This window comes from Streptomyces sp. IMTB 2501 (assembly GCF_001953885.1).
In the GTDB taxonomy this organism is placed as follows: Bacteria; Actinomycetota; Actinomycetes; order Streptomycetales; family Streptomycetaceae; genus Streptomyces.
On record NZ_MQUS01000003.1, the window covers coordinates 165,909 to 186,323 of the forward strand.

Here is a 20,415-nt window from a genome sequence, read left to right on the forward strand (position 1 = left end):
CAGACCTTACGGCCCACCACTGACAGTGACCCAGCCGCCGACCGCGTTCGACCGCGCGACAGCGGGGCAAACACAAGGGGTGCCGGGGCGAAACGCGTCACCACGGCCGCATACCATCGACCAGAGACCCTTCCGTCCGGCAGGTACGGAAGACGCTTCGAACGAGGGGACACCGTGGACGTGAGCGGCGGGAGCGGGCAGCCGCGGTCCGGCAAAGACGAGCCGGCCGAGCACCCCGCAGGTCCAACGGCCCCGACGACCGGCCCCACCCACGATCCCGGCCCTGAGCCCCGGCCCCACACGCCTGACACGGCCGACACCGGGGAGCCGACCGGCCGACCGGCCGCAGCACCCCCTGCCCAGGCCGCAACCGGCACTGGCCCGGACACGACCAGCGCCCCCGAAGACACCGACAACACCGGAACTGGCATCGGCACCGGCTCGGCCGCCGAGAGCCCCGCCGGCGGCACAGAGGCCAACGCCCCCGACGCCACGAAGGACGACACTCCCGCCAACGACACCCCGGCCCCCGGCCCCCGGCCCCCCGACCCGCACAGCGAGCATCGCTCCCTCGCGCACTCCGGGATCGCCAAGGGGGAGCCGCCGCGGCCGCGTCCCAAGGAGCCCGGCGGCGGCATCCTCATGGGCCGGCCCTTCGGCGTGCCGGTGTACGTCGCGCCCAGCTGGTTCCTCGTCGCCGCACTCATCACCTGGGTCTTCGGCGGCCAGCTCGACCGCGTGCTGCCCGAACTCGGCGCCGCCCGCTACCTGGTCTCCCTGTTCTTCGCCGTCGCCTTCTACGCCTCCGTCCTGGTCCACGAGCTGGCCCACACGGTCGCCGCGATCCGCTTCAAACTCCCCGTCCGCCGCATCCAGCTGCAGTTCTTCGGCGGCGTCTCCGAGATCGAGAAGGAGGCAGAGACCCCGGGCCGCGAGTTCGTCCTGGCCTTCGTCGGCCCCCTGCTCTCCCTCGTCCTCGCCGGGCTGTTCTACGTCGCCATGAGGCCCGTCGAACCCGGCACCGTCCCCGGCGTCCTGCTGGCCGGCCTGATGATCTCCAACCTCATCGTGGCGATCTTCAACCTCCTCCCCGGCCTGCCCCTCGACGGCGGCCGAATGCTCCGCGCCGTCGTCTGGAAAATCACCGGCAGACCCATGAGCGGCACCGTCGCCGCCGCCTGGGTCGGCCGCGCCCTCGCCGTCGCCGTCCTCATCGGCCTGCCCCTGCTCAACCAGTCCGGCGCCCTCGGCGGCGACAACACCGACGCCGGCGGCATGGACACCGTCACCGACGCCCTGCTCGCCGCCATCCTCGCCGCGATCATCTGGACCGGCGCCGGCAACAGCCTGCGCATGGCCCGCCTGCGCGAACACCTCCCCGAACTACGCGCCCGCAACCTCACCCGTCGCGCCGTACCGGTCCAGACCGACACCCCCCTCTCCGAGGCCCTGCGCCGCGCCAACGCCGCCGGAGCCCGCGCCCTCGTCGTCGTGGACGCCCACGGCAACCCCCTCTCCCTCGTCCGCGAGTCCGCCATCGTCGGCGTTCCCGAACACCGCCGCCCCTGGGTCGCCGTCAGCGGCCTCGCCCAGGACCTCACCGACGGCATGCGCGTCTCCGCCGAGCTGGCCGGAGAAGAACTCCTCGACGTCCTGCGGGCCACCCCGGCCACCGAGTACCTCGTCGTCGAGGAAAGCGGCGAGATCTACGGCGTCCTGTCCGCGGCAGACGTCGAGCGAGCCTTCGTCCAGGCCATGGCCCGCCCCTCCGCCTAGTGGTCGGCGACCCCCGCGGCTGCCGGTACGCTGGTCACATGTCCGAACCGACCGGTGCCGCCCGCAGGCGCGGGCCCTTCAAGGTCGGGGACCAGGTACAGCTGACCGACCCCAAGGGCCGCCACTACACGTTCACGCTCGAAGCCGGGAAGAACTTCCACACCCACAAGGGCTCCTTCCCGCACGACGAACTGATCGGCGCTCCCGAGGGCAGCGTTGTCCGCACCACCGGCAACGTCGCCTACCTCGCGCTGCGCCCCCTGCTCCCCGACTACGTCCTGTCCATGCCCCGCGGGGCAGCCGTCGTCTACCCCAAGGACGCGGGGCAGATCCTCGCCTTCGCCGACATCTTCCCCGGCGCCCGCGTCGTGGAAGCCGGCGTCGGCTCCGGCTCGCTCAGCAGCTTCCTGCTGCGCGCCATCGGCGACCAGGGCATGCTGCACTCCTACGAGCGCCGCGAGGACTTCGCCGAGATCGCCCAGCAGAACGTGGAGCGCTACTTCGGCGGCCCCCACCCCGCCTGGCAGCTCACCGTCGGCGACCTCCAGGACAACCTGTCCGACACCGACGTCGACCGCGTCATCCTCGACATGCTCGCCCCCTGGGAATGCCTTGAGGCCGTCTCCAAGGCCCTCGTCCCCGGCGGCATCCTGTGCTGCTACGTGGCCACCACCACCCAGCTCGCCCGGACCGTGGAATCCATCCGCGAGATCGGCTGCTTCAACGAGCCGACCGCCTGGGAAACCATGATCCGCAACTGGCACATCGAAGGCCTCGCCGTCCGCCCCGACCACCGCATGATCGGCCACACCGGCTTCCTGCTCACCGCCCGCCGCCTCGCCGACGGCGTCGAGCCGCCCATGCGCCGCCGCCGCCCCGCCAAGGGTGCCTACGGCGACGACTACGCCGGACCCAACGCCGACGGCGGCACCGGCCGCTGACCCACCCCGCACACAGCACAACGCAAGGGCGCCGTGCCCGAGTTCCCACCGATCCACGGGAACCCGGGCACGGCGCCCGCCCGTTGAAAGGACACCAGGAACCCCGCCGCCCTCCACGCCCCCAACACCCGCCCCACACGCGGGCTCCCGCCTGCGGGAATCCAGGACCCCGCCGTTCCCCCGCACCGTGACGTGTGGCACCATGCTGGCCACCCCCACCGGCACAGCCCTCACAGGAGACACTCCTAGTGCAGCAATCCGCCGTTCCGGAGCTCGCCCACACCCAGACCCGGCCCATCCACTGGGTCGCCACCGCCACAGCCGTCGCCGGCGTCGTGGCCCTCTCGTCCTTCGTACAGCCCGGATCGGCCACGGCCGCCCAGACCGCCACCGGCACCCAGAACAAGTCCGCCCACGCGGCCGCCCAGCCGCCCGGCACCACCGGCGTCGACTTCCCCCTCCAGTGCGGACGCGTCAAAGCCGTGGTCGCCAAGAAAGCCACCGGAGACCTCGACGGCGACGGCAGACCGGAAACCGTCGCAGTCGTCCACTGCGACTCCGCCATGGGCACACCGCCCGACGGCGTCTACGTCCTCACCCGCACCGCCGACAACAGCACGCCACGCATTGTCGCCACCCTGGTCGACCCCAAGGACCGGCTCACCGTCACAGACTTCACCCTGCACGCCGGCACCGTCGGCGCCACCCTCCTCGGCTACTCCTCCACGGCCGTCCCCAACTGCTGCCCCGACCTGAAGACCCCCGTCACCTGGCAGTGGAGCGGCAACGCGTTCATCCGCTCCGCACCCTCGGACGCCCACAGCGTCTGACCCCCGCCCCCACCCGGCGCCCGAGCCAGGGCCCGACCCGGACTCACTCCGCGTCGGGCCCGTACACCTCGACCCTGTCCGAAACCCGGCGCACATGAATGCACTCGCCAGGACACTCCCGCGCCGAATCCACCACATCCACCAGCAATGGCAACGGCACCGGCGCCGTCGCCCCCACCGCCTGCAGCAGCTCGTCGTCCGCGCCCTTCACATAGGCCAGCCCATCGATGTCCAGCTCGAACACCTCAGGGGCGTACTGGGCGCAGATCCCGTCGCCGGTACACAGATCCTGGTCGATCCAGACCTCCAGCGCCTCCCCGCCCGGGGCCTCCTGCTGCACGGTCACCTCTCCTGTCATGGATGCGCCGGGCGACACCGGCACCACCAGGGCCAGCCGGGTCCGCTCCAGCGGTTGTTGAACACCCCCGACCCTACCTCCGCCCACAATCCGGCAGACCTCCACCGCAACCGGGTTTCCACCCCCGCCCGCCCGGGTAGCAGCGCCCGACCAGCACACCGGAGCCCCACCCGGGGGACGACCACTTCAAGCCGGGCCCACAGTGACACCCCCCGCCCGCACCGTCGCTCTGCGTAACGACCGTACGAGCGCACCGCCCGCTGCCCGCAACCGGGCCCAACAGCCCGCACCGGACAACTCCGCCCACTCCTGAAGGGTTTCGACCATGCGATGCCCGGAACAAGCTGCTTCCACATCACGTTGAGTGGGTATCCCCTCCGTGCGAGGGAGAGCGCACCGGGTGACCGACGACACACCTTGACAGTCTTGGTGATCTAGGGGTTTCAATCGACACCCACCCAGGTAGGGTCTGGAAGCGTCCAGCTCCCCTTGGAGGAGGTGAGGACCGTGGCAGCCCACGACGACGACATGAACCGCGGCATCCGCCCGGGACGAGGGTCCGACGACCCGGCCGGGCAGATCGCCTACCTTGAGCAGGAGATCGCCGTCCTGCGACGCAAGCTCGCCGACTCTCCGCGACACACGAGGATTCTCGAAGAGCGGATCGTCGAGCTGCAGACCAACCTGGCCGGCGTGTCCGCCCAGAACGAACGGCTGGCCAACACCCTCCGCGAGGCCCGCGACCAGATCGTGGCCCTCAAGGAAGAAGTCGACCGGCTCGCCCAGCCACCGGCCGGCTTCGGAGTCTTCCTGCAAGCCAACGAAGACGCCACCGCCGACATCTTCACCGGCGGCCGCAAACTCCGGGTGAACGTCAGCCCAAGCGTCGACCTCGACGACCTGCGGCGCGGCCAGGAAGTCATGCTCAACGAAGCGCTCAACGTGGTCGAAGCCATGGAATTCGAGCGCGTCGGCGACATCGTCACCCTCAAGGAAATCCTTGAGGACGGCGAGCGCGCCCTCGTACTGGGCCACACCGACGAGGAACGGGTGGTACGGCTCGCCGAGCCCCTGCTGGACGTCACCATCCGACCAGGCGATGCCCTCCTGCTCGAACCCCGCTCCGGCTACGTCTACGAAGTCGTCCCCAAGAGCGAAGTCGAAGAACTCGTCCTCGAAGAGGTCCCCGACATCGGCTACGACCAGATCGGCGGACTCGGCAACCAGATCGAGGCCATCCGCGACGCGGTCGAGCTGCCGTACCTCTACCCGGACCTCTTCAAGGAGCACGAGCTGCGCCCGCCCAAGGGCGTCCTGCTCTACGGCCCCCCCGGCTGCGGCAAGACACTCATCGCCAAAGCCGTCGCCAACTCACTCGCCAAGAAGGTCGCCGAGGTCACCGGCCAAGCCGCCGGCAAGAGCTTCTTCCTCAACATCAAGGGCCCCGAGCTCCTCAACAAGTACGTCGGCGAGACCGAGCGGCAGATCCGCCTCGTCTTCCAGCGTGCACGCGAGAAGGCCAGCGAAGGCACCCCCGTCATCGTCTTCTTCGACGAGATGGAATCCCTCTTCCGCACCCGAGGCTCCGGCGTCAGCTCCGACGTGGAAAACACCATCGTCCCCCAGCTGCTCGCCGAGATCGACGGCGTGGAAGGCCTGCAGAACGTGGTCGTCATCGGCGCCTCCAACCGCGAGGACATGATCGACCCCGCCATCCTCCGCCCCGGCCGACTCGACGTAAAGATCAAGATCGAGCGCCCCGACGCCGAAGCCGCCAAGGACATCTTCGGCAAATACCTCACCGAACGCCTCCCGCTGCACGCTGACGACCTCGGCGAACACGGCGGCGACAAGGCCACCACCGTCCAGAGCATGATCCAGACGGCGGTCGAGCAGATGTACGCCGAATCCGAGGAAAACCGCTTCCTGGAAGTCACCTACGCCAACGGCGACAAGGAAGTCCTGTACTTCAAGGACTTCAACTCCGGCGCCATGATCGAAAACATCGTCGGCCGCGCCAAAAAGATGGCGATCAAGGACTTCCTCGAAAAAACCCAGAAGGGCCTCCGCGTCTCCCACCTCCTCCAGGCCTGCGTGGACGAGTTCAAGGAGAACGAAGACCTGCCCAACACCACCAACCCCGACGACTGGGCCCGAATCTCCGGAAAGAAGGGCGAACGGATCGTCTACATCCGCACCCTCATCACCGGAAAACAGGGCGCAGACACCGGACGCTCCATCGACACGGTGGCGAACACCGGCCAGTACCTGTAAAAGCAGGGCGGCTGCGGGTCCCCTCACCGGGTACCCGCAGCCGACTGCTTTTCCGGCCACGACCGGAGCAGGCAATGACGCAAATGATCTCCCCACCAGCGCAAAGGCGTTCTAGGCTCGTTCCTACCGCCGAGTCGCGCAGTGCGGGGACGGGCACCGCACACGCACCGGAGCGCCAGCGGTACTTGAGCGGCGCCCACGACCGAGGGTGCCGCCCGGCAAGGAGGGCCGCATGACCGTACGGCGAGTAATGGGCATCGAGACGGAGTACGGGATCTCCGTCCCCGGCCACCCCAACGCCAATGCCATGCTCACCTCGTCCCAGATCGTCAACGCCTACGCCGCGGCGATGCACCGGGCCCGCCGGGCCCGCTGGGACTTCGAGGAAGAGAACCCGCTACGGGACGCGCGAGGCTTCGACCTCGCCCGCGAGGCCGCCGACGCCAGCCAGCTCACCGACGAGGACATCGGCCTCGCCAACGTGATCCTCACCAACGGCGCGCGACTGTACGTGGACCACGCCCACCCCGAATACAGCGCCCCGGAGGTCACCAACCCGCGCGACGCCGTCCTCTGGGACAAGGCCGGCGAACGCATCATGGCAGAAGCCGCAGAACGAGCCGCCCAGCTCCCCGGCGCCCAGCCCATCCACCTCTACAAGAACAACACCGACAACAAGGGCGCCAGCTACGGCACGCACGAAAACTACCTGATGAAGCGGGAAACCCCCTTCTCCGACATCGTGCGCCACCTCACCCCCTTCTTCGTCTCCCGCCAGGTCTTCGCCGGAGCCGGCCGCGTCGGCATCGGCCAGGACGGCCACGAACACGGCTTCCAGATCAGCCAGCGCGCCGACTACTTCGAAGTCGAAGTAGGCCTCGAGACGACTCTCAAGCGCCCCATCATCAACACCCGCGACGAACCCCACGCCGACGCCGAGAAATACCGCCGCCTCCACGTGATCATCGGCGACGCCAACCTCTCCGAGATCTCGACCTACCTCAAACTCGGCACGACCTCCCTGGTCCTGTCCATGATCGAGGACGGCTTCATCGCGGTCGACCTGGCCGTCGACCAGCCCGTACGGACCCTGCACCAGGTCTCCCACGACCCCTCACTCAAGCGCCTGGTCACTCTGCGTAGCGGTCGGACCCTGACTGCGGTCCAACTGCAGATGGAGTACTTCGAGCTGTCACGCAAGTACGTCGAAGAGCGCTACGGCGTCGACGCCGACGAACAGACCAAGGACATCCTGACCCGCTGGGAGGACACCCTCACCCGGCTTGAGAACGACCCCATGAGCCTCGCCGGCGAACTCGACTGGGTAGCCAAACGTGAACTCATGGAGGGCTACCGCCGCCGCGACGGCCTCGACTGGGACGCGGCCCGCCTCCACCTCGTCGACCTCCAGTACGCCGACGTACGCGCCGAGAAGGGCCTCTACAACCGCCTCGTCGCCCGCGGCCGCATGAAGCGCCTCCTGGGCGAGACGGACGTCGAGCAGGCCATGACGACGCCACCGGAGGACACCCGCGCCTACTTCCGCGGCCGCTGCCTGGAGCAGTACGCCGACGACGTCGCCGCGGCCAGCTGGGACTCGGTCATCTTCGATCTCCCCGGCCGCGACTCCCTCCAGCGCGTCCCAACCCTGGAACCGCTACGCGGAACGCGAAATCACGTCAAGGAACTGCTGGACCGCTGCCGCACCGCGGAAGACCTGGTCAGGGTCCTGTCAGGCGGCTGAGCGGACCAGGCGGGCACCCGGCCCACCCCGAGCGGACAGGGTGGAAATCCCACCGCCCGGGAATCATCGAGGTGGCCCCCGTACGTTGGAGAAACTGCGGGGCCGATGTCGGACCCGGCTTGTAGGGTCTGATCATCACCGATCGGCAGGCGAACTGAGCGGGGTGAGGGTTATGGCAACCAAGGACACCGGCGGCGGCCAGCAGAAGGCCACGCGCGCGACCGAAGAGGTCGAGGAGCAGGCGCAGGACGCGCAGGCTTCGGAGGACCTCAAGGAGCGGCACGAGAAGCTGAGCGATGACGTGGACTCCGTGCTGGACGAGATTGATGATGTCCTGGAGGAGAACGCCGAGGATTTCGTGAGGTCATTCGTTCAGAAAGGCGGCCAGTAGCCTTCGAATCGAAGGTTACGGGGGCAGGGAAGTTGGCAAGCGGAGAAAGTTTGAAGCGCTGCGTGCGGTGTGGCGAGTCGAAGCCGCACGCAGCCTTCACTAAGCGGCGATCGAACCTCGACGGTCTGCAGCGACATTGCCGGGAGTGCGCACCGGGCTACCACCGGACGCGTCAGGAGAGCCTCGGCAAGAAGGTCAGGCCCAAGGTGGAAGTGCCCGATGGACACAAACACCGCCTGAAGTGTGGGGAGGCCAAGCCCTGGAGCGAGTGGCATCGCAATGCCACGGCTTCGGACGGGTTGTCGACACGCTGCAAAGCGTGCCGGGCTGTCGAGGGACGGGCCAACCACCTGAAGCGCGACTACGGCCTCACCGAAGCCGAGCGCGACGCGCTGATCGCCTCCCGGCTCGGCCTCTGCGTGATCTGCCTGGCCGCCCTGCCCGTGCATGTGGATCACTGCCACAAGACGGGTAGGGTCCGAGGCGTACCGTGCTTCAACTGCAACTCGGCCATCGGCAAGTTGGGTGACAACCCCGATGCCGTACGCCGGGCAGCCGCCTATCTGGAAGGAAACTTGTGGAAGCCAACACTCGTAGCACAGGGCGTCTACCAGCTGCCTTCCTGACGCCTGGGTCCTCCTCCTTCATGGACTTTCTCTCCGAGCATCAGCCGGAGCTGCTGCCCGGGAAGCGCCAGCTGCCGCCCACGCAGGGTGTGATCGAGGCGCCGCATGGGACGACCATCGTGGCCGTGACGTTCCCCGGGGGCGTGGTGCTTGCCGGTGACCGGCGGGCGACGATGGGCAACGTGATCGCCCAGCGGGACATCGAGAAGGTCTTCCCGGCGGACGAGTACTCGGCTGTCGGTATCGCCGGCACCGCCGGTCTCGCCGTGGAGATGGTCAAGCTCTTCCAGCTGGAGCTGGAGCACTTCGAGAAGGTCGAGGGTGCGCAGCTGTCGCTGGAGGGCAAGGCGAACCGGCTGTCGACGATGATCCGATCCAATCTCGGCATGGCGATGCAGGGGCTGGCCGTGGTGCCGCTGTTCGCCGGTTACGACGTGGACCGGGAGAAGGGGCGCATCTTCTCCTACGACGTGACGGGTGGCCGTTCCGAGGAGCACAACTTCGCGGCGACGGGTTCCGGCTCGATCTTCGCGCGTGGTGCGATGAAGAAGTTGTTCCGTGGCGACCTGACCGAGGAGCAGGCGACCACGTTGGTGGTGCAGGCTCTGTATGACGCGGCTGACGATGACTCGGCGACCGGTGGTCCCGATGTCGCCCGCCGGATCTACCCGATCATCACGGTGATCACCGAGGACGGTTTCCGCCGGCTCACGGGGGAGGAGTCCTCCGAGCTTGCGCGTGCGGTGCTCCAGCGGCGTCTGGAGGAGCCGGACGGCCCGAAGGCCGCCCTTCTCTGAGCGCGCGGGCCCCGGTTTCTTGTGAAGGTGATCCAGTGACCAGGACAGAAAGGGACGGATAACCGGTGTCGACGCCGTTCTATGTCTCACCCCAGCAGGCGATGGCGGACCGGGCGGAGTACGCCCGGAAGGGCATCGCGCGTGGCCGCAGTCTGGTGGTCATGCAGTATGCCGACGGGATCGTGTTCGTCGGTGAGAACCCGTCCCGTGCGCTGCACAAGTTCAGCGAGATCTATGACCGGATCGGTTTTGCGGCCGCCGGTAAGTACAACGAGTACGAGAACCTGCGCATCGGTGGTGTCCGCTACGCCGACCTGCGGGGTTACACCTATGACCGTGATGATGTGACGGCCCGTGGTCTGGCGAACGTCTATGCCCAGACGCTCGGCACGATCTTCTCCTCCGCCGCTGAGAAGCCGTATGAGGTGGAGCTGGTCGTGGCGGAGGTGGGGGAGACCCCGGAGGGCGATCAGATCTATCGGCTGCCGCATGACGGTTCGATCGTGGATGAGCACGGTTCGGTCGCGGTGGGTGGTAACGCCGAGCAGATCAGTAGCTTCCTGGACCAGCGTCATCGTGACGGTATGAGTCTCGCCGAGGCGCTGAAGCTGGCGGTGCAGGCGCTGTCGCGTGACACCAATGGGAGTGAGCGGGAGATTCCCGCGGAGCGTCTTGAGGTGGCTGTGCTGGATCGTACGCGTCCGCAGAAGCGTAAGTTCAAGCGGATTGTGGGCCGTCAGTTGTCGCGTGTGCTGGCTGCGGACGGTGCCGCCACGGAGGCGGAGAGTGCCGAGGAGGACGGCTCCGAGGAGGAGTGACCTGTCGCCCCGTTCGCCTGCTCTGTGTGCCCCGGCCGTTTTTCTGGCCGGGGCACACGGCGTTTGGGTGCGGCATGGGGGCCGGGAATGCCTAGGCGGCCCGTGGCGGGGCTGTGGAGCCTCGGACGACCAGATGGACCGGGATGTCTCCGCTCTGGGGTTCCTGGCCCTCCAGGACGGCCAGGAGGGCCTGCATGCCGCGTTCGCCGAAGAGTTCGGCGTCGAGCCGTACGGTGGTCAGTTCGGGGTCGATGGCGTTGGCGAGGCCGAGGTCGTCGAATCCGGTGACGGAGATGTCGTCGGGGATGCGCAGGTCGAGGCGGCGTAGGGCTTTGTAGGCGCCTACGGCGAGTTTGTCGTCGTCGCAGATGACGGCGGTGGGTCGGGGGCCGGGTGTGGTGAGGGCCTTCTCGGTGGCGGTGCGGGCGCCTTCGACGGAGATGGGGGCCCGGGCCGTGCGCACTTCTGTTCCGGGTACGGCCGCCATGCGTGTCGCCAGTTCTTTCGCGCGGATGTCGAAGGTCCATGAGGGGACGTCGGCGGCAAGGTGCAGGATGCGGCGGTGGCCGAGGCCGAGGAGGTGTTCGGTGATCTGTCGGACGCCGTCGGCGATGTCGAGGTTGACGGTGGCGGCGCCGAGGTTGCCGGTGGGGTCGCTGTCGAGCATCACCAGGGGCAGCTGGTCTCCGCGGATGGCGGTCAGTGCGTCGGCGGCCATGGAAGAGGCGATCACCCCGTCGAGGGCGGCTTGGGCGGAGGCGAAGGGGTCGCGGGCGGGTCCGATGCCTTCGGGGGAGGGGTAGAGGACGACGCCGAAGCCGTTCTGGGCGGCCACGCGTGCGGCGCCGGTGTAGACGCCGGCGAAGAACTCCGTGGTGAGGGCGGGTACGACGAGCAGGACGGTGCGGGTGCGGCCGAGGCGGAGGTTGCGGGCGGCGAGGTTGGGGCGGTAGCCGAGTTCGCGTGCGGCGTGGCGGACGCGTTCGGCGGTCGCTTCGGATACCCGGCCGCGCCATTTGTCGCCGAGGACGAGGGAGACGGCGGCTTGGGAGACTCCGGCCGCCTGGGCGACGTCCCGGCTGGTCGGGCGCGTGCTGCTGCGTGCCACCGTGGGCCTGCTCCTCTGTGCGGGGTCGTTCGTCTGGACGTGTGAACAGCGCACATGGTACGTATGGGAGCGGGAGTTATACGTAAAACGTGGCCGTCGCGGCGGCCCGGTCGAGCAGCTGGAGGGCAGCACATGGCGACGGGCTATCTGGAGATACTCCGCGCCAGGCATGCGCTGCGGCTGCTGACCGGCACGCTGGTGGGGCGGTTGCCCAATGCGACGGCCGCGATCGCCCTGGTGCTGTTCGTCCGCGCCGAGGGCGGCACGTACAGCCTCGCGGGTGCCCTGGCGGCCGTGTACGGCGTCGCCAATGCCTTCGGTCAGCCGGTGCTGGGCCGGCTGGTGGACTTGTACGGGCAGCCGCGGGTGCAGCTGCCCGCGGCTGTTCTCGCGGCCCTGTCCATGACGCTGTTCGCGTTCTCCGGCACCGATCCGCTGCCGCTCGCGTATGCGTCCGTGGCGGCCGCGGGTCTGTTCACGCCGCCGTTGGAGGGGGGCTTGCGGGCGCTGTGGCCGTCGGTGCTGCGGCGTGAGGAGCAGGTGCACACCGCATACGCCATGGATGCGATCGCACAGGAGGTCATGTTCACGGTCGGGCCACTGCTGGTGACGCTGTGCGTGTCCCTGTGGGACGAGCGTGCCGCGCTGCTGGCGCTGAACCTGCTGGGTGTGCTGGGGGCGCTCTCGGTGGTGGTTTCGCCGCCTTCGCGCGCGTGGCGGTCGGCTCCGCGTGAGGCGCACTGGCTGGGTGCTCTGCGTTCGCCGGGTCTGCTGGCGCTGCTGGGGGCTTTCCTGTTCGTGGGTATCGCGCTGGGTTCGATCACGGTCGCGTCGGTGTCGTACGCCGACGGGCATGGTGGTGACGCGGTGTACGGCTGGATGATGGCGGGGCTGGGGCTGGGGGCTCTGGTGGGTGGAACGGTGTACGGCGCCCGTCAGTGGGCTGGTTCGCCGGAGCGGCGACTGCGGATGCTGGTGGCTCTCCTGGCGGTGTGTTACCTGCCGTTGACGCTGACGCCGGGTGCGGTGGCCATGGTGCTGCTCGCGGTGGTTTCCGGGGTGTTCCTGGCGCCTTGTATCGCCTGTGCGTTCATCATCGTGGACCGGCATGCGCCGAGCGGGACGGTCACCGAGGCGTTCTCCTGGCTTGTGACGACGTTCACAGTGGGTGCCTCGGTGGGGACGGGTGTGGCGGGGCCTGTGGTCCAGGCCGGTGGCACGGTGTGGGGGTTCGCGGTGCCGGGTGCGGCGGGGGCCGTGTCGCTGCTGGTCCTGCTTGCCACGGGGCGGGTCCTCGCAGCTCCCGCGCGGGGCGCGGTGGTTGCGGCTTCATCGGAAAATGATCCAAATCGTGCTGTCGAACCCCGTTTCAGCTCAGGGGATCGGGCGTAATGTTCAGTCATGGACCGCCGCATTTTCGGGCTGGAGAACGAGTACGGCGTCACGTGCACGTTCAGGGGACAGCGGCGCCTGTCTCCTGACGAGGTGGCGCGGTACCTCTTCCGCCGTGTCGTGTCATGGGGCCGCAGCAGCAATGTCTTTCTGCGAAACGGCGCCCGGCTGTATCTCGACGTGGGCTCACATCCGGAATACGCGACACCCGAGTGTGACAATGTGATCGAACTGGTCACTCACGACAAGGCCGGCGAGCGCATTCTCGAAGGACTCCTGGTGGACGCGGAACGACGCCTGCACGAGGAGGGAATCGCGGGCGACGTCTACCTGTTCAAGAACAACACCGACTCGGCGGGCAACTCGTACGGCTGCCATGAGAACTATCTGGTGGCCAGGCACGGGGAGTTCTCCCGGCTCGCGGACATCCTGATCCCGTTCCTGGTGACCCGGCAGCTGTTGTGCGGGGCGGGGAAGGTGCTGCAGACGCCGCGTGGTGCGGTGTACTGCGTCAGTCAGCGCGCGGAGCACATCTGGGAGGGCGTGTCCTCGGCGACGACGCGTTCGAGGCCGATCATCAACACGCGCGACGAGCCGCACGCGGATGCGGAGCGGTATCGCCGGCTGCATGTCATCGTCGGTGACTCGAACATGTCCGAGACCACGATGCTGCTGAAGGTCGGTGCCACGGATCTGGTGCTGCGCATGATCGAGGCGGGCACGGTGATGCGTGATCTGACGCTGGAGAACCCGATCCGGGCGATCCGTGAGGTCAGTCATGACATCACGGGCCGGCGCAAGGTGCGGCTGGCCAGTGGCCGGGAGGCGTCGGCGCTGGAGGTGCAGCGGGAGTACTTCGACAAGGCCGTGGACTTCTGCGACCGCCGGGGGATTCGTACGGGTACGGTGGCGCAGGTCCTGGAGCTTTGGGGTCGTACGCTGGACGCGATCGAGTCCGAGGAACTGGACCGGATCGCGACCGAGATCGACTGGGTGATGAAGTACAAGCTCATCGAGCGGTACCGGGCCAAGCACAACATGACGATGTCGCATCCGCGGGTCGCTCAGATAGACCTCGCGTACCACGACATCCATCGCCGTCGTGGTCTGTACTACCTGCTGGAGAAGAAGGGCCAAGCGGCCCGGGTGTGCAACGACTTGAAGATCTTCGAGGGCAAGTCGGTGCCGCCGCAGACGACTCGGGCGCGGCTGCGGGGTGACTTCATCCGGCGGGCGCAGGAGCAGCGCAGGGACTTCACGGTCGACTGGGTGCATCTGAAGCTCAACGACCAGGCGCAGCGCACCGTGTTGTGCAAGGACCCGTTCCGTTCGGTGGACGACCGGGTGGAGAAGCTGATCGCCGGAATGTAGCGGGAACCGGGTGAGTCAAGTGTTTCGGCTGTGAAATGCCGGAACGCCACACGGGCGTCGTACGTTTCCCGTACGGCGCCCTTCTCACGCCGTAGAGTTGCGCGCACGCATCCGCAAGATCGACCGATTACGAGGCTCTTCCGTGCGCCGACGTTCACTCCTCCTCGCCGCTGTTCCCGCAGGTCTGGCCACGCTCGCCGCGTGTGGTGACGGTAAGTCCGCCTCCAGCAAGGCCAGTGCCTCTCCGTCGTCCTCGGTGCCGGCGGCGCCGCCGCCGAAGATCGTGGAAGGGCCGTTGCCGGCGATCACGGCGGGTACGAAGTTCGGTGAGAAGCCGACGGTTGCCAAGGGTCCGGGGGAGCCGTCGAAGAACCTGGCGGTGAAGACGGTGATCGCGGGCAGTGGCGCCACGGTCGCGGAGAACGACTTCATCCAGGCGAACTATCTGGGTCAGATCTGGAACACGGCCAAGGTCTTCGACAACTCGTACGACAAGAAGCGTCCTCTGTTGCTGCAGCTCGCCGAGGGCAGCGTGATCGATGGCTGGCGGTATGGGCTGGCGGGCAGGAAGAGCGGTAGCCGTGTGCAGATTGCGGTGCCGCCCACCTGGGGTTACGGCAAGGACGGCGAGCCGCAGGCGGGTATCAAGGGCACGGACACGCTGGTGTTCGTGATCGACGTGATCGATGTCTTCAACTCGAAGAGTTCGGTCAAGGGCAAGCCGGTGGCGCAGAGCGACGCCTCGCTGCCCAAGGTGGCCACCAACACCGACGGCAGTGTCCCCAAGGTCACGGTTCCGAAGACGGCTCCGCCGAAGAAGCTGGTGTCGACGTATGTCCTGGAGGGCAACGGGCCGGAGCTGAAGGCCGACCAGGCGGTCCTGTGCCAGTTCCAGGGGCTGGTCTGGGACGGCGGCAGGACGTTTCAGCGCACGTATGGCTCGGGCCGGCTCAGCCAGTTCGTGCTGGAGCAGATGCAGCAGGCGGTCAAGGGCCTGGCGCAGGGGCTGACCGGTAAGAAGGTGGGCAGCCGGGTGCTGATCGTGGTGCCGCCGGAGCTGGGTTACGGCGACACCCCGCCGAGCGGCGGCATCATCAAGAAGGGCGCGACGCTCGTGTTCACGGTGGACATCCTCGCGGCGATGTAGCCGGTGTGCCCGTGGCGGGCGGCGGAGCCGCGGAGGTGAAAGACTGTCCGCGTTTCGTGTCGTACACAAGCAGGAGCTTTTGACGTGAGCATCGACAAGCCCGAGATCGACTTCCCTGGTGGCGAGCCCCCGGCCGACCTGGAGATCAAGGACATCTGGGAGGGCAACGGCGAGGTCGCGAAGGAGGGGCAGACCGTCACGGTGCACTACGTGGGTGTGGCCTTCAGTACCGGCGAGGAGTTTGACGCCAGCTGGAACCGGGGCACCCCGTTCCGCTTCCCGCTCGGCGGGGGCCGTGTCATCAAGGGATGGGACCTCGGCGTGCAGGGCATGAAGGTCGGTGGCCGTCGCCAGCTGACCATCCCCGCTCACCTTGCCTACGGCAACCAGAGCCCGACTCCGGCGATCCAGCCGGGCGAGACGCTGATCTTCGTGGTGGACCTGCTCGCCGTCTGATCCCGGCCCGATCCACGCGTGATCGTCTGTCGGATCCGGCCGGGCCGTGCCATGCCGTCCGGCCGGGTCCGACCGGATCCGATCATCTGGGGCCCATGCCTGTCCGGGCATGGGCCCTCGGCTTTTGTCACCGCGCTGAGGAGCGGTACGGTCATCGCTCGGAAGCACCGAAGGAAAGGCGAAGGGCGTCGATGGCCATTGCCAAGGCAGAGCGGCTGATGAACCTCGCGCTGTGTCTGCTCGGCACACGGCGGCCACTCAGCAAGCGTGAGCTGCGTGCGTCCATCGAGGCCTACCTCGAAGCGGGCAGTGACGACTCCTTCAACCGGATGTTCGAGCGGGACAAGGACGACCTGCGCGAGCTGGGCCTGGTCATCGAGACGGTCGAGAACCTGGACGGCGAGGTCGGCTATCTCGCCCGCCGTGACAGCAACCGACTGCCGCCCATCACCCTGGACGCCGAGGAGGCCGCGGCGCTGGGCCTCGCCGCGAAGGTCTGGCAGCAGGCCCGGCTGGCCGGCGCGGCCAGCGGCGCCCTGCAGAAGCTGCGCGCCGCGGGGCTGCCGGAGGACGTCGACCCGTACGAGGCGCACGGGGCCCTGGAACCGCGGATCCCGGTGCACGAGGCCGCCTTCGAACCGCTGATGCTGGCCTGCCGCGACCGCCGCCCGGTCGTCTTCGACTACCGCAAGGCCTCCGCCGCCCACCCCGAGCCCAGGCATGTGGAGCCGTGGGCGCTGGAGTGCTGGCGCGGGCACTGGTACCTGGCCGGTTTCGACCGGGACCGGGGTGCCGAGCGAGTCTTCCGGCTCTCCCGGATCACCGGCCGGGTGCGCTCGCGCGGTACGGGCTTCACCGCTCCCCTGCCCGACGTCGTCACCGTGCGGGAGACCGTCGCGAGCTGGGCGGGCGAGATCGCCGACGGTACGGCCCTGATCCGGCTGCGTTCCGGCGCCGGGTACCCCCTTCGGGCGAAGGCCACCAGCGTGCGGGAACTCGGCGACGGCTGGGACGAGTTGGAGATTCCGTACGGGCACGGCCTGGACGCCTGGCTGGTGGAGTTCGGGCCGGACGTGGTCGTTCTGGAGCCGGCCGAGCTGCGCGCGGACGTGGTGGACCGGCTGCGGGCCGTGGCCAAGGGCTGAAGGGGGAGCAGGACTGTGGCAGGCAAACCGGTCAGGACCGTGAACGCCATCGACCAGACCCGGCGGATGCTCTCCCTGGTGACCTATCTCAGGGAGCGGCCCGGCGCGCGGATCGCGGACGTGGCGCGTGCCTTCGGTATCACCGAGGACGAGCTGGTCGCCGACCTCGATCTGCTGCCCATGTGCGGCACCAGCTTCCGCGGCGGTGATCTGCTGGACATCGACACCGACGGTGAGCGCATCTGGTGGCACAATGCGGCCGCGCTCGGCGAGGAGGCCGCCGAGCCGCTGCGGCTCGCCGCCGACGAGGCCACCGCCCTGCTGGTGGCCGCCCGCGCGGTCTCGACGCTGCCGGGTCTGCGCGAGGGCGACCGGCAGGCGCTGCTACGGGCCACCGCCAAGGTGGAGGCCGCCGCCGGTGAGGCCGCGGGTGCCAGCGCCCGGCTGTCGGTGACGTTCGAGTCCGAGGGCGGGGTCTTCGCCGACGTCGACCGGGCGATCTCCGAGCGTCGCCGACTGTGGATCCGCTACTACTCGCCTGCCCGGGACGAGGTCACCGAGCGGGAGATCGACCCCATCCGTCTGGTCAGCGTCGGACACACCTACGTCGAGGCCTGGTGCCGCCGCTCCGAGGCCCGGCGGACCTTCCGGCTCGACCGGGTCGCCGAGATCAGAATCCTGGACGAGCCGTCCGCACCTCCGGAGATAGAGCTGCGGGACCTCTCCGAGGCGCTGGTGCAGCCGGCCGCCGAGGACCCGGAGGTCGTGGTGGAGGTCGGCCCGGGCGGCCGCTGGGTCGCCGAGTACTACCCGCACGACAGCGCGGATGAGCTTTCCGACGGCGGGCTGCGTATCACTCTGCGCACCCCCGATCCGGCCTCGCTGCGCCGGCTGGCGCTCCGGCTCGGCCGGGACGGCCGGATCGTCTCCCCGCCCGACCTGGCCGACAGCGCCCGCCGAGCGGCCCGTGAGGCCTTGGAGGCGTATGACACGGTGCAGTCGGCGAACTCCGGGCAGTGAGAGCGCCCCCAAGGGGCGCGGGGAGCTGCGCGACCGGCCACGACGGCGCCGCAGACGCGAGACGGCACAACGCGGCACCTTCCCGTGGCGCGCTTGGCGTACGACCACACAATGAGGAGCGAGGGCTGTGAGCGAGTCTCCGGTATCCGGTACTGGTGAGATGACGGTGGCGGCAGCCTTCGCCGGGATGAAGAGAGTCGTCCCCGTGGTGTTCAAGGCGGGCTGCCCGGACTGCCGGGGCCGCTTCGAACTCGCCGCGAGCGCGCTGCGCCTCGCCATCGGCGCCAGCAGCCGGACCACGTTCTACTCGTTCACCTGCCCTGGGTGCGGCGCCGCCGTCCGCAAGCCCGCGGGGGAGCGCATCGTCGAGCTGCTCACCGACGGCGGAGTCAGCACACTGCGCCTGCACTCCACGGTGTAGGCGGCTGCGTCGCACGGCCGGGGACGGTCTAGTCTCGACGTCATGTTCTGGCCGATGTGCGCGGTAGCGGTGGGTTTCCTGGGTCTCGCGGTGCTGGGGGTGCTCGCCGTCCGGGTCTTCCTGGAGGCGCGGCGCCTCGGGCAGCAGGTCGCGGACTCCGCGAGCCGTATCAACAGAGCGGCCGAGGACCTGGAGCGGGCGGCCGTCAGCACGGCCCGCGCTGTCGATGCGTTGTAGATTGCCCAGCCCACGCGCTTTGGGGCACTTCGCCCTGTCACCGTGCCGGTCCGGCCAGGTACGCTGCTGGTCGCGGCCCGGAAAAACGAGGCGCGGTCCGCAGACAGAGCGGGAGTACGCACGGGGATTGTTTGACGTTCATCCCCGGGCGATACGATCGCTCCCAGCACGATGGTCAGACAATTGTCCGACCCGTCGGACATGCCCCGTCGCCCCGCCTCAGTGAGAAGGTGAAGACTTATGTTCCGCAACGCACTTGAGCCGTGGCACCTGGTGCTCCTGGTTCTGGTGATTGTCCTCGTGTTCGGTTCCAAGAAGCTTCCGGACATGGCGCGCTCGCTCGGCAAGTCCGCTCGCATCCTGAAGAGCGAGGCCAAGGCGATGAAGGACGACGGCAAGCAGTCCACCACCTCCGCCCAGCCCGCCGAGGAGCAGACCCCGGCTCAGCGCACGATCCAGGCCTCGCCCGGCGACGTGACCAGCTCCCGGCCGGTGAACGAGCAGACGGACACGACGACCCAGCGCTGACGCGAGGACCGGGGCATCCGGTCCGCTGCACGAGATGAGGATGTGGGTTGCCCAAGTCTGCCCGCAAGAAGGAGAGGGATCCCGAGGGGCGCATGCCACTCGCGGATCACTTGCGCGAGCTGCGCAACCGGCTCGCGAAGGCCGTCCTGGCGATCGTCGTCGTCACGATCGTGTCCGCCTTCTTCTACCAGGACATCATCAACTTCGTCACCAAGCCGGTGCTCGACTCGGTCGGCTGCTCGCAGTCCCTCGGGCAGCTGGCAAAGACCAAGAACGCCCACTGCGCGCACATCACGGTCAGCGGCCTGCTGGCGCCGTTCACACTGGCCCTGAAGGTCGCGCTGACGGCGGGCATCGTGCTGGCGTCCCCGGTCTGGCTCTACCAGTTGTGGGCGTTCGTCGCACCGGGCCTGCACCGGCACGAGAAGAAGTACGCCTACGCGTTCGTCGGATTCGGCTTCCCGCTCTTCCTCGCCGGCGGCTACATCGCGTACCACGTGCTGCCCATGACGGCGAAGGTGATGATCGACCTCACGCCCAAGGGCGCCGAGAACCTGCTGCCGGCGGTCGACCTGGTCGACCTGGTCACCCGCATGATCGTCGTCTTCGGTCTCGCCTTCGAGATGCCGTTGCTGCTGGTCATGCTGAACCTCACCGGTGTCCTGTCCGGCCGGCGGATGCTCGGCTGGTGGCGCGGCATGATCGTCGGCATCGCCGCCTTCGCGGCCGTGGCCACGCCCAGCCCCGACCCGGGCACGATGCTGGCGCTGGCGGCGCCGATCTGGGCGCTGTTCTTCATCGCCGTGGCCATCGCGCTGCTCAACGACCGGCGCAAGGCGCGCCGGGCGGCCGAGGGACCCGCCGACGACGAGGCCTCCGAGCTGGACCTCACGCCCGAGGGGATCGGCGAGGTTGAGCCCGTCCCGGCCGCCGGGGCGCTGCCCGAGCAGTCAGGCACGGACCGGGTCAACGGCTACGACGACGTGACCTGAGCCAAGACCGCACCGAACCGCGCACGATGCCCCCGCCCCGGAC

21 protein-coding genes are annotated in these 20,415 nt (G+C 68.6%); 19 read left to right on the forward strand and 2 right to left on the reverse strand.

Features of this window, described 5'->3' with window-relative positions:
* Positions 1–174: 174 nt before the first annotated feature.
* From AV521_RS07185 to AV521_RS07195, 3 genes are all read left to right on the forward strand, one after another.
* On the forward strand, positions 175–1,776 hold the full coding sequence (locus tag AV521_RS07185; RefSeq protein WP_076085148.1) for a site-2 protease family protein: 1,602 nt from the start codon (positions 175–177) through the stop codon (positions 1,774–1,776).
* A gap of 38 nt (positions 1,777–1,814) precedes the next feature.
* A complete protein-coding gene (locus tag AV521_RS07190) occupies positions 1,815–2,717 on the forward strand; it encodes a tRNA (adenine-N1)-methyltransferase (RefSeq protein ID WP_076085151.1) in 903 nt (300 codons plus the stop codon).
* 248 nt (positions 2,718–2,965) lie between these two features.
* Complete coding sequence (locus AV521_RS07195; protein ID WP_076085154.1) at positions 2,966–3,547, forward strand: hypothetical protein; 582 nt, start codon at positions 2,966–2,968, stop codon at positions 3,545–3,547.
* Between the two features lie 43 nt (positions 3,548–3,590).
* Here the strand turns inward: AV521_RS07195 and AV521_RS07200 are convergent, their stop codons facing one another.
* Positions 3,591–3,893 carry a ferredoxin gene (locus AV521_RS07200; protein WP_076085157.1) on the reverse strand — a complete coding sequence of 101 codons (303 nt, stop codon included), beginning with the start codon at positions 3,891–3,893 and terminating at the stop codon, positions 3,591–3,593.
* 519 nt (positions 3,894–4,412) lie between these two features.
* Between AV521_RS07200 and arc the strand changes: the two genes are divergently transcribed.
* The 6 genes from arc to prcA all read left to right on the forward strand — a co-directional run bounded on the left by arc (position 4,413) and on the right by prcA (position 10,555).
* Positions 4,413–6,179, forward strand: coding sequence for a proteasome ATPase (arc, locus tag AV521_RS07210; RefSeq protein WP_076085160.1), 1,767 nt, complete (start codon positions 4,413–4,415; stop codon positions 6,177–6,179).
* A 232-nt stretch (positions 6,180–6,411) separates the two neighbouring features.
* The gene (gene dop / locus AV521_RS07215) at positions 6,412–7,923 is read left to right on the forward strand and encodes a depupylase/deamidase Dop (RefSeq protein ID WP_371917004.1); all 1,512 of its coding nucleotides are present in this window, start codon (positions 6,412–6,414) and stop codon (positions 7,921–7,923) included.
* Positions 7,924–8,095: 172 nt separating this feature from the next.
* Complete coding sequence (locus AV521_RS07220; protein WP_023551933.1) at positions 8,096–8,314, forward strand: ubiquitin-like protein Pup; 219 nt, start codon at positions 8,096–8,098, stop codon at positions 8,312–8,314.
* Between the two features lie 50 nt (positions 8,315–8,364).
* Positions 8,365–8,940 carry an endonuclease VII domain-containing protein gene (locus AV521_RS07225; protein ID WP_107480847.1) on the forward strand — a complete coding sequence of 192 codons (576 nt, stop codon included), beginning with the start codon at positions 8,365–8,367 and terminating at the stop codon, positions 8,938–8,940.
* Positions 8,892–9,737: a proteasome subunit beta gene (gene prcB, locus AV521_RS07230; RefSeq protein ID WP_076085165.1), complete on the forward strand. Its 846-nt coding sequence runs from the start codon at positions 8,892–8,894 to the stop codon at positions 9,735–9,737. Before AV521_RS07225 ends, prcB begins: the two co-directional genes overlap by 49 nt.
* A 65-nt stretch (positions 9,738–9,802) precedes the next feature.
* Positions 9,803–10,555, forward strand: coding sequence for a proteasome subunit alpha (prcA, locus tag AV521_RS07235; RefSeq protein ID WP_076085168.1), 753 nt, complete (start codon positions 9,803–9,805; stop codon positions 10,553–10,555).
* Positions 10,556–10,646: 91 nt separating this feature from the next.
* Here the strand turns inward: prcA and AV521_RS07240 are convergent, their stop codons facing one another.
* Positions 10,647–11,663 (reverse strand): LacI family DNA-binding transcriptional regulator, encoded by a 1,017-nt coding sequence (locus AV521_RS07240; RefSeq protein WP_076085171.1) that lies wholly within the window; start codon positions 11,661–11,663, stop codon positions 10,647–10,649.
* A 132-nt stretch (positions 11,664–11,795) separates the two neighbouring features.
* Between AV521_RS07240 and AV521_RS07245 the strand changes: the two genes are divergently transcribed.
* From AV521_RS07245 to tatC, 10 genes are all read left to right on the forward strand, one after another.
* A complete protein-coding gene (locus AV521_RS07245) occupies positions 11,796–13,055 on the forward strand; it encodes an MFS transporter (protein WP_076085174.1) in 1,260 nt (419 codons plus the stop codon).
* Between the two features lie 9 nt (positions 13,056–13,064).
* Complete coding sequence (gene pafA / locus AV521_RS07250) at positions 13,065–14,426, forward strand: Pup--protein ligase (RefSeq protein ID WP_023551939.1); 1,362 nt, start codon at positions 13,065–13,067, stop codon at positions 14,424–14,426.
* 142 nt (positions 14,427–14,568) lie between these two features.
* Positions 14,569–15,573, forward strand: a complete 1,005-nt coding sequence (locus tag AV521_RS07255; RefSeq protein ID WP_076085177.1) for an FKBP-type peptidyl-prolyl cis-trans isomerase — start codon at positions 14,569–14,571, stop codon at positions 15,571–15,573.
* Between the two features lie 84 nt (positions 15,574–15,657).
* Positions 15,658–16,029, forward strand: a complete 372-nt coding sequence (locus tag AV521_RS07260; protein WP_076085180.1) for an FKBP-type peptidyl-prolyl cis-trans isomerase — start codon at positions 15,658–15,660, stop codon at positions 16,027–16,029.
* 191 nt (positions 16,030–16,220) lie between these two features.
* Positions 16,221–17,174 carry a YafY family protein gene (locus AV521_RS07265; protein WP_076085183.1) on the forward strand — a complete coding sequence of 318 codons (954 nt, stop codon included), beginning with the start codon at positions 16,221–16,223 and terminating at the stop codon, positions 17,172–17,174.
* 15 nt (positions 17,175–17,189) lie between these two features.
* On the forward strand, positions 17,190–18,194 hold the full coding sequence (locus AV521_RS07270) for a YafY family protein (protein ID WP_076085186.1): 1,005 nt from the start codon (positions 17,190–17,192) through the stop codon (positions 18,192–18,194).
* 160 nt (positions 18,195–18,354) lie between these two features.
* Complete coding sequence (locus AV521_RS07275; protein ID WP_076085189.1) at positions 18,355–18,615, forward strand: hypothetical protein; 261 nt, start codon at positions 18,355–18,357, stop codon at positions 18,613–18,615.
* Between the two features lie 42 nt (positions 18,616–18,657).
* Positions 18,658–18,852: a hypothetical protein gene (locus tag AV521_RS07280; RefSeq protein ID WP_076085192.1), complete on the forward strand. Its 195-nt coding sequence runs from the start codon at positions 18,658–18,660 to the stop codon at positions 18,850–18,852.
* A 240-nt stretch (positions 18,853–19,092) separates the two neighbouring features.
* Positions 19,093–19,380, forward strand: coding sequence for a Sec-independent protein translocase subunit TatA (gene tatA, locus AV521_RS07285; RefSeq protein ID WP_076085195.1), 288 nt, complete (start codon positions 19,093–19,095; stop codon positions 19,378–19,380).
* Positions 19,381–19,427: 47 nt separating this feature from the next.
* Entirely contained in the window at positions 19,428–20,372 is a 945-nt protein-coding gene (tatC, locus tag AV521_RS07290; RefSeq protein WP_179022890.1) for a twin-arginine translocase subunit TatC, read from the forward strand.
* Positions 20,373–20,415 lie beyond the last annotated feature (43 nt).